This is a genomic window from Erysipelothrix larvae, from assembly GCF_001545095.1.
In the GTDB taxonomy this organism is placed as follows: domain Bacteria; phylum Bacillota_I; class Bacilli_A; order Erysipelotrichales; family Erysipelotrichaceae; genus Erysipelothrix; species Erysipelothrix larvae.
Genome location: NZ_CP013213.1, coordinates 2,244,468 through 2,259,185 on the forward strand (window position 1 = coordinate 2,244,468; position 14,718 = coordinate 2,259,185).

The window sequence follows — 14,718 nt, forward strand, 5'->3', positions numbered from 1 at the left end:
GGTTAACTATTTTGGAATCGTGTGCTTGAGACCACTTTCTCAACGGATTCTGAGAATTCTTTCCACACAGATTTTTCTTCTTGGAGCTGTTTATGTCCTAATCGCGTTAAGCCATAATATTTGCGGTCTTTTCCTGCCTCAGATGTCTTTGTTTTTGCATAAAGATACCCTTCTTTTTCCAAACGATGCAGAATTGGATATAAGGTTCCTTCTTTCATCTCAAAGACATGTTCAGATCGAGACTCAAGTTCCTTAATGATTTCATATCCATACATCTCACGCTCTGAAAGCAAACTGAGTAACATATATCGAGATCCTGTTCGTAACCATTCTCTATTATTCATACGATCACCTCTACCCATAATATACTATGTGTGTCTAGGTATGTCAACACATAAAAGGCTGAAACATGTGTCCAGCCTGATCCATTACATTTCTTGTACTGCGTTGATACCCAACACATTTAAATTATGTTCGATTACTTTATGCGTTGCTTTTAGCAGGTTAATCCATGATGTTTGAACTTCAGAATTTACTTCTTTCATGATGTTATGCTCCGCATAGAATTTCGCAAGCGCTGCTGCGATTTGATAGGTATTATCGGTAATATAGTTTGGAGCACCTTCATCCATTGATGCCATAAACTGCTCAGGATTACGTAGGAGCTTTAATACGAGGTTTCGTTGATGTTCACTGACAATTTGAGCCATTGGATGAATCAATGCAGGATCTTCATTCAAGCGTTTCAAGATTCCTATAATTCTGACATTGTTGTAAAGGATATAACTTCCTGTTTTACCTTCAAAGGATAAGAACTTATCCACATCAAAGATGTAGTCAGAACTTGGATTGTTGATGAGGTCACCAAACTTAAGGGCAGCAACACCAATATCAAGCGCTGATTCATGATTCACATTTCGATCCGATTCTTCCAATTTTTCACGCGATGCATCTTCCACCTGTTTCAATAAACTTGATAGACTCATAACACCACCATCACGTGTCTTAAAGGGTTTACCATCTTGTCCATTCATGGTACCAAATCCAAGAAACTTAAATTCTGTTGATTCTGGCACTAAATTTGCAAGACGTGCAACGCGGAAGACTTGTTCAAAGTGAAGCCCTTGACGTTTATCCACAACATACCAAATCTTATTGGGTTTAAAGTCTTTTTGTCTTTGAAAAATCGTAGCAAGGTCCGTAGTTGCATAGATACTTGAACCGTCTGATTTCTCAACAATTACTGGAGGCATCGGTGACTTGTCTGTTTCCTTGATGACATCCACTACTTTCGCACCATCACTTTCGCGAATTAAATGCTTATCGTAAAGGATTTCCATCAGTTGTGGGATGTAGTGATCCGCATCACTTTCGCCATACCAATAATCAAAGGATACATCTAATTTATCATAGTCTTTTTTAATATCACTGACCGATGTCTTCACAATCAAATTCCAAAGCAAGGTATACCCTGGGTGACCATCTTGCAATCGCGCGGTTACTTCACGTGCTTGTGCTAAATATTCAGCATCTGTTTTTGAACGGGTGCTTGCAGTTGGATACACTTCATATAATAATTCAGGGGTTAATTGGATACTCTCATCACAATCACCGCCAAACCCTTCTTGGAAGCAATGCCACTCTGGATAGCGCAATTTCAGTTCATAGATTACAAGCCCCAAAGGCAGTCCCCAATCACCAAGGTGTACATCCCCAATCGCATTGTATCCACATGCACGTGCAATTCGCTTTACAGCTTCCCCAATAACTGCAGAACGTAAATGTCCAACATGAAGTGGTTTTGAAACATTGGGTCCACCATAATCTAAAACAATTGTTTCCCCAGCACCAATTTGTGGAACACCCACAAAAGCATCATTGATCATATTATGGAGACATTCAATTAAAAACGCATCGCTTACTGTAATATTAATAAACCCTGGAGGCGCAAATGACGCTTCTTTAATTTTAGGATGTTGATTTAACACATCCACTACAGCTTCCCCAACTTCTTTAGGGTTCTTTCGTTGTGTCTTTGCGACAACAAATGAATCATTTGATTGAAATTGACATAAATCTACCCGTTTCGATTCCGTCACATGACCCACATCACCCTCAAATCCACACGCTTTAAAGGCGTCTTTTACAATTAATTCTAACTCCGTTTTTAGGGACATCCAGATTACCTCACTATTTTTTCTACTCAATTATAACAACTTATCATCTACTTCACAAGGTAAGGATTGATGAACTCTGGTTTCGATGATACCCTGATGCTTGATTTACTTTGAGAATTATGCCAAAGCACTTCCTACGATCTTTTCATCATGAGCATATCCTGCTTAATTTACTTAAGGATTGCGGTTAATGGTTCATATCAACAGATAATTCAGGATACGACTTACTCATAAATCGCAAGGGGACCATAGGGGCCTTTAATCACCTCAATGTTTGTCTCAAATAATTGAGTGAGCAATGTGGAATCCATGATATCAGCAACCGGTCCAAAGGCAATAATGTTACCATCCTTCATCGCACATATTCGATCAGAGTACTTAGCAGCGAAATTGATATCGTGTAAAACAGTGACAATCGTGCGATTAAAATCGTGGGCAGCTTGTTTTAAATGGCGCATCATTTGAACCGATCCAGATACATCGAGATTATTGAGCGGTTCGTCCAATAAAACATACTCTGTTTCTTGGGCCAGTACCATTGCGACATAAGCACGCTGTCTTTGCCCCCCTGATAGTTCATCTAAATATCGATCTTCAAGTGTTGTCAAATCAAGAAAATCAATGTACTTAGAAATTATGACTTCATCTTCTTGTGTGATATTCCCTTTTGTGTATGGATACCGCCCAAATCCAACTAACTGTCTTACTGTCAGACGGGTTACAAAATGATTTTCTTGTCTTAAAATCGCAAGAACTTTCGCAAGTTCTTCTGACTTTGTCAGCGATACGTCCAATCCTGCTACGCTGATTGAACCTTCATCCATTTTTAAGAGCCGTCCAACCATCAAAAGGGTCGTAGACTTACCAGCCCCATTGGGTCCAATAATGGAGGTGATGCCTGCTTTGGGTATATCGAGCTCAAGTGGACCAATTTCAACTTTATCATAAGTCTTTTTTGCATTTCGTATTGATATCATAAGCTTCCCTTTCTAAGGATCATCATTAAGAATGTGATGCCCCCAACCATTTCAATGATCACCGAGACCACACCTTGGGCATTAAACACGTGATTCATTATAAAATAAGCACCGGTAATCACAAGATATCCAATCACAAACGCCATCAGAAAAATATGTTTATGATCATAAGTTTTGGACATTTGATAACTTAACGTTGCCACTAAGAATCCATAGAATGTTAGCGACCCTACCAAAGCTGTTGAGATTGACATTAAAATAGACACGAGAATTAATCCATAGATAACACTGCGTTGGTGATTCACACCAATTGAAGTTGAAACATCTTTGCCTAAAGATAATGCATTCAGTTTATGTGAGAACATAAATAATAAGATCCCCACACATATGACCAGCGGGATCGCTAGGTATAATGATTCGATATTTGCATTATTCACCGATCCAAATAAGCGTGCTTGAAGGATATCAAACTCGGAAGGTGCAAGCAATCTTCGCATAAACGATGATAGTGAACGTAGCCCCGTCCCAATAATAACACCCACTAAAAGCATAAGTTGAAGATCTCCATACTTACCTGATAAAAGCCATCCATAGAGGATTAAACACATCATGACCATGAGCACAATTTGCAATATAAAGGGACCTAATCCACTAAAATTAATGAAGACTGAAGATCCAAATAGGAAAATCGTCGTGGTATGAATGGTTGCATAGAGTGCATCAAACCCTAATAATGAGGGAGTAATGATTTTGTTGCTGGTGAGTGATTGAAAGGCAACCGTTGATAGACTTTGACATAGTGATACAACTAGCATTACCACAACCGCAGTGAAGCGACGTCTTACAACGGGGATGAATGAAGGTGAGTCAAAGGGTACTGGATTATTGAAAACCAACAATCCATACGTTGCGAGCAATGATAACCCAAATAAAACACTCAATACAATCCAAAAATTGCGTTGATCTTTGGCATTTTTAAATGCTTTCGCAGATCGTTTAATTGTGAGCTGATTCATCGGTTTCTCCTTTGCTTAAGTATCAAGACAATGAACACAAACGAACCAAAGGTTCCAAGGATCAATGAGACAGGCACCTCAAAAGGCATAATCAATGTTCGTGAAATAATGTCACACGCAGTGATGATTCCCATCCCTAATAAGCAAACCCAAGGTAAATTACTTCGAAGATCATCCCCACGAGCCAGTGATACAATATTTGGCACAATCAACCCCAAAAACGGAAGATTCCCAATCACAGCAGACACTACGCCCACGACAAGTGAAATTGTTGCGACACCTAATAAAATCACCGTATTGTAATTGACCCCTAGGTTTGTTGCGATGTCTTCTCCCAGTCCCACTAGCGTTAAGCGATCGGCATACACATAAACAAAGATCACAACAGCCAGAATAATCCACAGTGTTTCATACCTTCCCATTTGCACATTCGCAAAGGATCCAACAAACCACCCTTCAATACTCTGTGTCATTTGAAATGCAAGGCCAATAAAGGTGGAAAATGCAGATATTACTGCACCCAACATCATGCCAACGATGGGAACAATGAGTGAGGAACGCAGTCGAACACGTCGTAAAAACAAAAAGAAAATCATGGTTCCGACAAATGAGAAGAGAATTGCTCCACCCATTCGAAGCACTAAACTAGGAGCTGGAAACACGACATATACCATCAGAAGCCCAAGTCCAGCCCACTCAATTGTTCCTGTTGAAGTCGGTTCAACCAGTCTATTTTGCGTAATCAATTGCATCACCAGTCCAGTCATAGACATCGCAGCCCCTGTTAACATTAATGAAAGGGTGCGTGGAACACGGGTGATAAAAAACATCTGTAATCCATCGTCTTGTCCCACAATATCATAAGCGCCTGTAAAAAGAGAGATTAATCCCAATATAATGACACAAACGCATAAGAAAACAAAGGACTTGGTCCATAGTTTACTTCGATGTAAACGAAGAGGCTGAGAAACCCCAGCCCCACGTTCTTTTGTTTTAAAGTTTAAAAACATCAGATTTTCCTTTAAACTGACTTATTCAGCCAATGCTTTTGCGAGATTGTTAAACAACTCAAGATAGGTTTGAATGGATTCGTTTGTATACGTATCCTTTGGTGCATAAACAACATGGTTGGCTTTAATTGCATCAATGTTTTGAAGCGCAGGCGCATTATTAATCACATCCTGAGCAGGAACAGCTTGCGATGCATCACTGGTTGCAGCATCACGATCAAGTACAAACACCCATTGAGGATTGCTTTGCGCAATTGCTTCTACCGAAATATCATCGCCTTGGTGATCCGATGTCGAATTGTCCACATCCAGTGCAGGTTTCCAATTGAAGATTTCAAACATCGGTCCCCATACACGTCCAGAACCTGGTGCAGCATACCCAATGTTACCTCCAGAAACAATAACTCCCATCACTGTGTCAGTTCCATTGTAGGCTTTATTCACAGATTCAATGGCATCATCAAAGTCTGAGACAAGCTTATTGGCTTCTAACTCTTTACTAAAGATCTTACCCAAAGCAATTGTTGAATCTTTAAGACCATTCACTAAGTTTTTACCCGGCGTCGCTGCGTCTTTGGAAACATCAAAACTAAAATCAACAACTGCTGCATTGGGTACGAGTTCTTTAATTTGATCATAATAGCTCGCAAAGCGTTGTCCAACAATTACAAGATCTGGATTGACAGCTGCAATAATCTCAAGGTTTGGTTCTCGATGATTTCCAATATTTTGCACAGACTCATCCAAAACATAGGTTGAGTCAGAAGGCATCACATCTTTAGGTGCCGCTTTAAGCTCAATCTTCCAATCTGACAAGGTCTCGAAGGTTCTGTTATCAAGCGCAACAACACGTTTTGGGTTTATAGGAACACTCACAACCCCATGAACATCTGTGATATCCACTGTTGAACCTTGACCTCCGTTTGAATTGTTCGCATCGTTTTGATTTCCACATGCTGTAAGCATCATCATTAAAGATAACGCAATTAAAACAAGTTTCGATAATTTAAATTTTTTCATGTATTCTCCATTCTTTTTTTTTACTAAAGGTATGCCTAAAATCACTGTGAAATTCTAACACTACTACCCTCAAAGTGTCAATGAACACTCGATGAATAAATCACAGCTGATTATTGATATTATAGATTGTAAATAATTTGTTTTATGGCACAATTATGTAAGATCAAGCAGTCCGTCGATCTCATCATCTTTATTAATTGGAATTGGTATGACTTTCTGTCCATCTTTATAGACCGCTTCAATTTCTTTAAGCACTTGGACATTTTCTGCAGGATTATCATTAAGAACGATAAAATCTGCACGCTTTCCAATATCAAGGTTTCCAATAAATTGATCATTTAAGACACATGCATTGACACGTGTTGCCATATACAGCGCTTTATACGCCGGTACACCACCATATCTTACAATATGATCCAATTCTCGATAGAAATTGTAATGTTTCACAAAAGACATCGATGCATCCGTTCCAACACCCACTGTAATGTCATGATCAATGGCTTGTTTAAACCCTTCCATCATTTCTTCATAGATGCGTTTACCATTATAGTACACAACATCCGATAACTCCGTTTTTTCTTTATCAAGAAGTGCAAAAGGATAGGCTGCTGAGAATGTTGGAATCAACGCAGTAAACCCTCTTAATGCCTTCGGATTATTTTTAAATAACTGAATCATTGTATCATCCAGCACCGCTCCATGCTCAATGGTGTCCACACCCCCTAAAAGAGCGATTCTAACACCTTCGCTACTTTCAACGTGTGCACTTACCATAACACCTACACGATGTGCTTCATCACAGATTGCTTCAATCTCTTCTAAATTAAGCTGAAGCCTTCCTGCTTCACCAATTCTTCGTGCATCAGTAACACCACTGGTGACACAAATCTTAATCCAATCAACGCCTTCAAGTAAGTTCTTTCGTACACTTTTTCGACACGCCCATGGTCCGTCGCTTTCAAGTGCTAAGTAGGGAGCTCCATGGCCTCCCTTAATACTGATGAAATACCCCGAAACATAAAGATTGGGACCATCTCTATCTCCATTTATAATTTCATCACGCAGCGTCACATCTTGATATTGAAATTCCCCCACTGATCTTAGGGTTGTGACACCCGATTGGAGTTGCGTATGTGCATTCTTATGCATTGTATTTCGGATATAATTCTTGCCGACTTTTGTTTTTAAGAAGCGATTTAACACTTTCATAATTCCAGGCTTATCTGAAACCGAAAGTCTACCACCACTTGAAAACAAGTGAACATGGGCATCAATAAGCCCAGCTAAAATATATTTATTGTCAATTGAAACTTCTACACAACTTGGTTCTGTGACATTAATATGTGGAGCCATCTCTTTAATCAGACCGTGATGATCCACTAAAATATCACATAAAGTTACCGTGTATCCCGATTCATTGAGATCAATATAATTACAGTTTCTAAACACAGTTGTCTGCATAATTCCCCCTCCTTTCGTATTAGCCATATTATACCACGCTTTTTCATAAGCGAATTTTATGCACAGCATTTCTCTTAAGAAATCAAGGATTTTTTAATTGTAAGTAAGCATATTTTCCACTATAATTCTATTAACTAAACAAGGGGGTTTTTTTATGAATCGAACATCACTGAAAAATAAGCAACGGATTGTTGTGAAGATTGGATCGTCGTCGCTTACCCATCCCGAATCAAAAAACATTGACTATCGGAAACTTGAACGACTTGTACGGGTTCTCTCGGATTTAAGAAACCAAGGGAAAGATGTGGTATTGGTCACTTCGGGTGCACAAGTAGTAGGACGCAAAGTGATGAGTATGGTAGAAGATCCTTCTCACCTACCTCAAAAACAGGCTCTAGCAGCCATTGGACAAGCAAAACTCATGATGATTTACCAACGTTTGTTCTCAGAATACAATCAAAACTGTGCACAAGTCTTACTCACAAAACACAACCTTATGTTTAAAGATGGCATTCAAAATGCCCAAAATACGTTCAATGCACTTTTGAATATGGGGGTGATTCCTGTTGTGAACGAAAACGATACCGTTGCAACCGACGAAATTGAATTCGGAGATAACGATACATTATCCGCTTTTGTCCTTGCACTCATTCATGCAGACCTTCTCATCATCTTATCGGATATTGATGGTTTCTATACCGATGACCCTACTACAAATCCCAAAGCTTCCCTTATTTCTGAAGTAGAAAAAATCAATGACACACATTTTAAAATGGGAAAAGATTCTTCATCCAGTGGTGTTGGGACCGGTGGTATGAACACCAAAATCAAAGCAGCAAAAATCGCGACAGAAGCGGGTGCGGATATGGTTCTTGCCAGCGGACATGATGTCTTTAACATTTACCGAATTGTTGATGGAGAACCTATTGGAACCTGTTTTAGTGCAAATCCACTCCCAAACTTTGACCTACTCAATTACATTAAAGGAAGTGATGCTCATGAATGAACTTGGATACAATGCAAAAAAAGCAGCACACGATTGTCAACACTTATCAACAACTCAAAAGAATGCAATCCTACGTGATATGGGTCAAGCCTTAGTTGATAACACGCAAACGATTATTAACGCCAATAGAATCGATGTTTATAATGCCCATGATTCAAAAATGTCACAACCACTTATTGATCGTCTCACACTCAATGATACCCGCATTCAAGCAATGAAAGAAAGCTGTGACCAATTGATCGAATTGGATGATCCAGTGGGTGTCACACTTAATACAACCCAGTTAGAAAATGGCCTGAATATCGAAAAAATATCCGTTCCGTTGGGTGTAATTGGAATCATTTACGAATCCCGCCCTAATGTAACACTGGATGCCTTTGCTTTGTGTTTTAAAGCAGGCAATGCGGTTGTACTAAAAGGTGGTAAAGAAGCATTGAACACAAACATTACCTTGGAATCAATTATTCGAAAAGTGCTGATTTCGCACAACACCAATCCACATATCATCCAATTAATCAAATCAACAGACCGTGAGTCAACCCTTCAAATGATGAAAATGAATGACGCAATTGATGTCTTAATTCCACGGGGAAGTGCGGGATTAATTCAAGCAGTCATCCAAAATTCAACCATCCCTGTCATTGAAACAGGTGCCGGTAATTGTCACATCTATATCGATGAATCCTATGATGAAACCCTCGCGCTTCAAATCATTGAAAACGCTAAACTACAACGATTGGGCGTCTGTAATGCTGCTGAGTCTTTAGTCATCCATCAAAAAGCGCACGCTATTTTACCAAAAATCATCGATCAATTACGTACGGTAACCTTTTATGGTGATTTGCGATCTATCAGCATTGATCCACGGATTCAACCTGCTTCACAAGAGGACTTCTATACCGAATACTTAGATACTAAACTTTCTGTTAAGGTTGTTGATACCTTGGAAGAAGCCATTGAGCACATCAATACCCACAATACCAAACACTCAGAAGCCATCATCACTACAAATCCATCCCATGCTGAAACATTCTTAAATGATATTGATGCAGCCTGTGTATATGTGAATGCATCCACCCGTTTTACGGACGGTTTTGAAATGGGCATGGGTGCAGAGATTGGCATCAGCACCCAAAAACTCCATGCACGAGGACCAATGGGTCTTAAGGAACTGACCTCCTATAAATATAAAATACGCGGTGAAGGACAGGTACGATAACCTGTCCTTTTCTTTGCCTTTGGATAAGCATATCCTTGGTATTTATTTCGAATTCGAAATATAATGAGGCTATAAGGAGGAATCTCGCATGGTAAAAACATATGGCATTCACCATGTCTCATCAGTTGTGGGACATGCTCAAAAAGATATCGACTTTAACGCAGGCGTATTAGGAACACGTCTTGTAAAGAAAACCCTAAACTTTGATCACAAAGAAAACTATCATCTGTATTATGGTAATCACGATGGTTCCTCAGGTCTTATCACAACGTTCCCACAAGTAGACACGACACAAGGACGCGTTGGAACGGGGCAAGTGGGTTTTGTAACCTATGGCGTAAGACCCGATTCATTTACCTTTTGGAAGCATCGTTTCAAACACTTTCACATACCGCATTATGAATATACACGCTTTGGTTCGCGTCGTTTAGCCTTCGAAGATCCTACAGGTCTTGAACTTGAACTCATTGAAACAAAGAGCGGACCCGATAACAGGTGGTCATTCAACGGTGTTGCACCACCCAACAATCTCATCGGAATTCACAGCGCAACACTCTTCTCACGCTTTCCACTCCTCACAGAATCATTGCTTGTTGATTGCTTAGGATATGAAAAAATCGATGAAGACGATGAAATAAGTCGCTATAAAATTCACGATGATTTGGGTGGACTTCTTGAAATTAAAAAGAAATTAGGCAATGCGGGGACTTCTGGAGTTGGCGTTGTACACCATATTGCTTTCAAAATCCTTGAAGAAGATCTCGAAGACTGGGTCAAAATACTCCAAGAAAAAGGGTACAGACCCACTGAAATCAAAGATCGAAAATACTTCAAGTCAATTTACTTTAGGGAAAAAGGTGGTATCTTAATTGAACTTGCGACAATGGGACCTGGCGTTCTTGTGGACGAATCACTTGAAACACTGGGTACAACCTTTAAAATTCCACCGCAATTTGAACATTCATTTGACCTTGCTTCTGTTTCACTGATGCCTCTTGAAGTTAAATCCATCGATGCTTTAGGCAATTATGGCTATCGAAATCGGCATGAATATGAATTACTTCAAACCAAACAGACCCTCAGGTCAAAAATCCAAACGCTCCTATCAATACAACGCAAGCGTACGTTAACACCTGATGAGCAAAGACAATTAAACCACTACAAACAAACGGTTATAAATCTATCAAAAGGAGATCAATCATGAGCAATCTTAAACCACTTATTGGCATACACCACGTTACCGCAATCACCAGCAGTGCAGAGAAAATCTACGACTTTTACACTCACATTCTCTCGATGCGTTTGGTAAAGAAAAACGTGAATCAAGACGACTTAACGTCCTATCATTTATATTTCGCGGATGATAGAGGAAGACCCGGGACAGATATGACATTCTTTGATTTTAAAGGAATCCACCAACATCGAGTTGGGACCAACGATATCTCAAAAACAAGTTTCAGGGTACCAAGCCATGCAGCACTTGAGTACTGGGTTAAACGGTTTGATCATTATTCAATTACACACTCACCCATCAAACGTATTTTCGGACGTCATTATATGACATTTGAAGATTTTGACAATCAACATTATGCACTGTTCTCTGATGAACATGTACCCGGTGTTGCTTCTGGAGAGCCATGGCATAAAGGGCCCGTTCCTGACGAATATGCGATTACGGGTTTAGGTCCAGTCTTCTTAACTGTTGATCAATTTGAGTACACAGATATCGTCTTAACACGGATCTTAAACATGCGCCATGTACATCAAGACGGTGCTTTACACCTTTATGAAATGGGCAAGGGTGGGAATGGTGCTTCTCTTATTATTAAGGTTGATGAAACTTCAGACTTCGCCCAACAAGGGTATGGGGGTGTACACCATGTAGCATTTCGTGTTGAAGACAAAAACCATCTTGAACAATGGGAATCCAAGCTTGATCAACTCAACTTACCACACTCTGGTTTTGTAGAACGTTTCTACTTTGGCTCTGTTTACGTAAGACTCATTCCAAATATTCTTTTTGAATTCGCAACAGATGGTCCAGGTTTTATTGATGACCAAGAAGACTATGAAATCTTGGGTGAAACCTTAACCCTTCCGCCTCATCTTCGACAATATGAAGCATCCATAAATGAAAACCTTCATCACTTTGACACGGTCAGAAGCAACAAAGTATTTATAAAGGAGACCTTTGATGAACACTGATTTAAAAGCATTGATTGTACTTTTCAAGGCCCATCAAAGTGTCTTGAACAAAGTTAAACAAACCCTAGAGAATTCCTCTTTGAACCTTAATGAATTTATGGTCCTTGAAGCACTCAATACAAAGGGTTCCTTAACAACACATGAACTCGGAAGCACTTGTCTGATTCCAAACAGTTCACTGACCTACGTTCTTGATATCCTGGCACAAAAAAATCTAATCCACCGTAGGAAAAAAGAAACAGATCGTCGCATCCAAACCCTTGAGCTTACACCTCAAGGAAGCCATCAATTCAATGTAATATACAAAGAACACTACGACCAAATGCGGACACTTTTCGATATATTAGAAGTACACGAAGAACAAGCATTAATCGATAGTTTAAAGAAACTTGGAAAAAAAGCACAGGAGGATATCTCATGATTCATGTATTTGAACGGGGCACCAATGATACACTCATCGTATCATTGCATGGAACCGGTGGCCACGCAACACAACTTTTCGATGTATCACGAATGCTTGATCCAAATGCGAGTTTACTTGGGCTTCAAGGTGATGTAACTGAGAACGGCATGACCCGATTTTTTGAACGCTATAGCGATGGGACCTTTGATACAAAGAGTCTTGCGAAAGCAACACAGGTCGTTTACGATACGATTCAAGATTGTATCAACAAAGAAAATCTCAAGGATAAGTCACTGATTCTCTTAGGATATTCAAATGGAGCAAACCTGCTTCAAAGTATGTTGAAAACCTATGCCCTTGATGTTGATGCACTCATCCTTTTTCACCCATCCACGACCCTTAAAGAACTGCCATTTATCCCTCAAAAATTCCCTGTTTTCGCATCGTTTGGTCACAATGACTTTTACATCGATGAACACGGATTTAATGCAATTCTTGACCAAATGAACGCAGCATCCCTCAAAGTATCGGTTTTTACCAGTGAAACCGGTCATCAATTAACGCAAAATGAAGTTGAGAAAGCGCGTGACTTCATCCAAGAGCATATTTAAAAATAAGCGCATGATGTCTTTGACCCATCAAAGATATTTTTATCGGCATTAATAAATCTTATCTATATTTTTTATATCAAAGCCTAAATACAATATTGAATCCCCTTTATCACCACAAATCGCAAATATTATTTGTAATATAATAGGAATTCGCATATAATTCTCTTAATCAAAGTGCATGTTAATATGCACTTTGTTTTTAAATGGAGGAATGACAGTGGAAAATCAGAAGCAGAAGTTTGGCCTGTTTACAACAATCTCAATGATCGTTGGGGTTGTTATTGGATCGGGTATCTTCTTTAAAACAGACGACATACTCATCGCCACCAATGGCAATGTTTTCTTGGGTGCGATGGTTCTTATCGTAGGTGCTATCGGGATCATATTTGGGGGGTTAAGTGTGTCAAACTACGCTAAGAAAACAAGCGAAGCCGGGGGACTCATCACATATATTGAACTTGCTTGGGGGAAAACAATGGGGTATCTTGCTGGATGGTTTCAAGCGGTGTTTTATTTCCCTGCAATTATCGCGATTCTTGCTTGGGTAGCTGCGATTTATACCGGTCACCTCTTTGGAATTACAAACCCCTTTGATATCAGATTATGGATCATCTCGATCTGTGTTGTCGTTGCAATTTATGGCCTAAACATCATAAATACAATTGCAGCAGGTAAATTTCAAAATATAACCCTCGTCATTAAAGTAGCTGCATTGCTCTTACTATCGACCCTCGGGTTTATTTTTGGTGACATGAGCAATATGGCAAGTGGTCCTTCAATCAATGAAGCACTGACTACAGGATTTTTCACAGGTCTTGTCGCAACTGCCTTCTCCTATGATGGATGGTTTGTAGCACCTGCAATTGCCCACGAAATCAAAAATCCTAAAAAGAACTTACGCAAAGCCTTGGTAATCGCACCCCTCATTATTCTTGCAGTGTATCTCTTTTACTTTTTAGGGATCACCGCCTTTTTAGGCCCACAAAATGTGATTGATCTTGGAGATCAATCTGTAGGTGTTTTAGCGGAGTCAATGTTTGGTCCATTTGGAGGAAAACTTGTGTATATCGCAGTCATCATCTCAATACTTGGAACCGTTAACGGACTTGTATTAGGATACATTCGACTTCCTTACTCGCTCTCACTGCGCGGTTCTTTCCCAAAATCTGAGCAATTCGTCCATGTAAATAAGAAATATGATATTCCGATGAAGTCAGCATTCTTATCCTTAGTCTTATGTTTAGTTTGGCTGTCATTTCACGCACTGAGTGTCTTTGGTATTGAACTGGGTCCGTTACATTTCAGAGGTCTACAAATCGATGCCTTACCGATTGTCCTTACTTACTTCTTTTACATCGCATTATTTGTCCGTCTCATTATTGATGAAATTAAAACCAAAGAACTTGGAATCAGTCATGGGTTTATTTACCCAATTCTAGCATGTATTGGTTCATTATTAATAATTTATGGTGGGGTTACCCAAGAAGGTGCGCCTATTTACTTCGTGATTTCATTCATTGGAATCTACGCTGGCTACCTGTTTATGAAACGATAACCTCCCTTCACATAAAATCAAAAAGACACAAACCCAAAGCGTGGGACTTGTGTCTTTT

14 protein-coding genes are annotated in these 14,718 nt (G+C 39.5%); 7 read left to right on the forward strand and 7 right to left on the reverse strand.

Annotation, left to right across the window (positions count from 1 at the left end; genetic code table 11):
- Nucleotides 1-2 precede the first annotated feature (2 nt).
- The 7 genes from AOC36_RS10380 to AOC36_RS10410 all read right to left on the reverse strand — a co-directional run bounded on the left by AOC36_RS10380 (nucleotide 3) and on the right by AOC36_RS10410 (nucleotide 7,661).
- Entirely contained in the window at nucleotides 3-344 is a 342-nt protein-coding gene (locus AOC36_RS10380) for a PadR family transcriptional regulator (protein ID WP_067634005.1), read from the reverse strand.
- Between the two features lie 84 nt (nucleotides 345-428).
- The gene (gene argS / locus AOC36_RS10385; protein ID WP_067634007.1) at nucleotides 429-2,177 is read right to left on the reverse strand and encodes an arginine--tRNA ligase; all 1,749 of its coding nucleotides are present in this window, start codon (nucleotides 2,175-2,177) and stop codon (nucleotides 429-431) included.
- A 224-nt stretch (nucleotides 2,178-2,401) separates the two neighbouring features.
- Nucleotides 2,402-3,154 (reverse strand): iron ABC transporter ATP-binding protein, encoded by a 753-nt coding sequence (locus AOC36_RS10390; protein ID WP_067634009.1) that lies wholly within the window; start codon nucleotides 3,152-3,154, stop codon nucleotides 2,402-2,404.
- Nucleotides 3,151-4,170 carry an iron chelate uptake ABC transporter family permease subunit gene (locus tag AOC36_RS10395; RefSeq protein ID WP_067634011.1) on the reverse strand — a complete coding sequence of 340 codons (1,020 nt, stop codon included), beginning with the start codon at nucleotides 4,168-4,170 and terminating at the stop codon, nucleotides 3,151-3,153. The genes AOC36_RS10390 and AOC36_RS10395 overlap by 4 nt, the downstream gene beginning before the upstream one ends.
- On the reverse strand, nucleotides 4,167-5,180 hold the full coding sequence (locus tag AOC36_RS10400) for an ABC transporter permease (protein WP_067634013.1): 1,014 nt from the start codon (nucleotides 5,178-5,180) through the stop codon (nucleotides 4,167-4,169). The genes AOC36_RS10395 and AOC36_RS10400 overlap by 4 nt, the downstream gene beginning before the upstream one ends.
- A gap of 21 nt (nucleotides 5,181-5,201) precedes the next feature.
- Nucleotides 5,202-6,200 carry a siderophore ABC transporter substrate-binding protein gene (locus tag AOC36_RS10405; RefSeq protein ID WP_067634015.1) on the reverse strand — a complete coding sequence of 333 codons (999 nt, stop codon included), beginning with the start codon at nucleotides 6,198-6,200 and terminating at the stop codon, nucleotides 5,202-5,204.
- 153 nt (nucleotides 6,201-6,353) lie between these two features.
- The gene (locus tag AOC36_RS10410; protein WP_067634017.1) at nucleotides 6,354-7,661 is read right to left on the reverse strand and encodes a metal-dependent hydrolase family protein; all 1,308 of its coding nucleotides are present in this window, start codon (nucleotides 7,659-7,661) and stop codon (nucleotides 6,354-6,356) included.
- A gap of 154 nt (nucleotides 7,662-7,815) precedes the next feature.
- Between AOC36_RS10410 and proB the strand changes: the two genes are divergently transcribed.
- The 7 genes from proB (at nucleotide 7,816) to AOC36_RS10445 (ending at nucleotide 14,660) form a co-directional block, all read left to right on the forward strand.
- A complete protein-coding gene (proB, locus tag AOC36_RS10415; RefSeq protein ID WP_067634019.1) occupies nucleotides 7,816-8,667 on the forward strand; it encodes a glutamate 5-kinase in 852 nt (283 codons plus the stop codon).
- The gene (locus tag AOC36_RS10420; protein ID WP_067634021.1) at nucleotides 8,660-9,886 is read left to right on the forward strand and encodes a glutamate-5-semialdehyde dehydrogenase; all 1,227 of its coding nucleotides are present in this window, start codon (nucleotides 8,660-8,662) and stop codon (nucleotides 9,884-9,886) included. The genes proB and AOC36_RS10420 overlap by 8 nt, the downstream gene beginning before the upstream one ends.
- A gap of 88 nt (nucleotides 9,887-9,974) precedes the next feature.
- Nucleotides 9,975-11,090 (forward strand): VOC family protein, encoded by a 1,116-nt coding sequence (locus tag AOC36_RS10425; RefSeq protein WP_067634023.1) that lies wholly within the window; start codon nucleotides 9,975-9,977, stop codon nucleotides 11,088-11,090.
- Entirely contained in the window at nucleotides 11,087-12,091 is a 1,005-nt protein-coding gene (locus AOC36_RS10430; protein WP_067634025.1) for a VOC family protein, read from the forward strand. The genes AOC36_RS10425 and AOC36_RS10430 overlap by 4 nt, the downstream gene beginning before the upstream one ends.
- Entirely contained in the window at nucleotides 12,081-12,512 is a 432-nt protein-coding gene (locus AOC36_RS10435; RefSeq protein ID WP_067634027.1) for a MarR family winged helix-turn-helix transcriptional regulator, read from the forward strand. Before AOC36_RS10430 ends, AOC36_RS10435 begins: the two co-directional genes overlap by 11 nt.
- Nucleotides 12,509-13,105, forward strand: a complete 597-nt coding sequence (locus AOC36_RS10440; RefSeq protein WP_067634029.1) for an alpha/beta hydrolase — start codon at nucleotides 12,509-12,511, stop codon at nucleotides 13,103-13,105. The genes AOC36_RS10435 and AOC36_RS10440 overlap by 4 nt, the downstream gene beginning before the upstream one ends.
- Nucleotides 13,106-13,322: 217 nt before the next feature.
- Nucleotides 13,323-14,660: an APC family permease gene (locus AOC36_RS10445; protein WP_067634031.1), complete on the forward strand. Its 1,338-nt coding sequence runs from the start codon at nucleotides 13,323-13,325 to the stop codon at nucleotides 14,658-14,660.
- Nucleotides 14,661-14,718: the final 58 nt, after the last annotated feature.

Bases quoted from the DNA above. Each gene is read 5' to 3' on its own strand.
- proB (WP_067634019.1), top strand. From the start codon at position 7,816: ATGAATCGAACATCACTGAAAAATAAGCAACGGATTGTTGTGAAGATT.
- argS (WP_067634007.1), bottom strand. From the start codon at position 2,177: ATGTCCCTAAAAACGGAGTTAGAATTAATTGTAAAAGACGCCTTTAAA.
- AOC36_RS10440 (WP_067634029.1), top strand. From the start codon at position 12,509: ATGATTCATGTATTTGAACGGGGCACCAATGATACACTCATCGTATCA.
- AOC36_RS10435 (WP_067634027.1), top strand. From the start codon at position 12,081: ATGAACACTGATTTAAAAGCATTGATTGTACTTTTCAAGGCCCATCAA.
- AOC36_RS10425 (WP_067634023.1), top strand. From the start codon at position 9,975: ATGGTAAAAACATATGGCATTCACCATGTCTCATCAGTTGTGGGACAT.
- AOC36_RS10390 (WP_067634009.1), bottom strand. From the start codon at position 3,154: ATGATATCAATACGAAATGCAAAAAAGACTTATGATAAAGTTGAAATT.
- AOC36_RS10380 (WP_067634005.1), bottom strand. From the start codon at position 344: ATGAATAATAGAGAATGGTTACGAACAGGATCTCGATATATGTTACTC.
- AOC36_RS10405 (WP_067634015.1), bottom strand. From the start codon at position 6,200: ATGAAAAAATTTAAATTATCGAAACTTGTTTTAATTGCGTTATCTTTA.
- AOC36_RS10395 (WP_067634011.1), bottom strand. From the start codon at position 4,170: ATGAATCAGCTCACAATTAAACGATCTGCGAAAGCATTTAAAAATGCC.
- AOC36_RS10410 (WP_067634017.1), bottom strand. From the start codon at position 7,661: ATGCAGACAACTGTGTTTAGAAACTGTAATTATATTGATCTCAATGAA.
- AOC36_RS10400 (WP_067634013.1), bottom strand. From the start codon at position 5,180: ATGTTTTTAAACTTTAAAACAAAAGAACGTGGGGCTGGGGTTTCTCAG.
- AOC36_RS10430 (WP_067634025.1), top strand. From the start codon at position 11,087: ATGAGCAATCTTAAACCACTTATTGGCATACACCACGTTACCGCAATC.
- AOC36_RS10420 (WP_067634021.1), top strand. From the start codon at position 8,660: ATGAATGAACTTGGATACAATGCAAAAAAAGCAGCACACGATTGTCAA.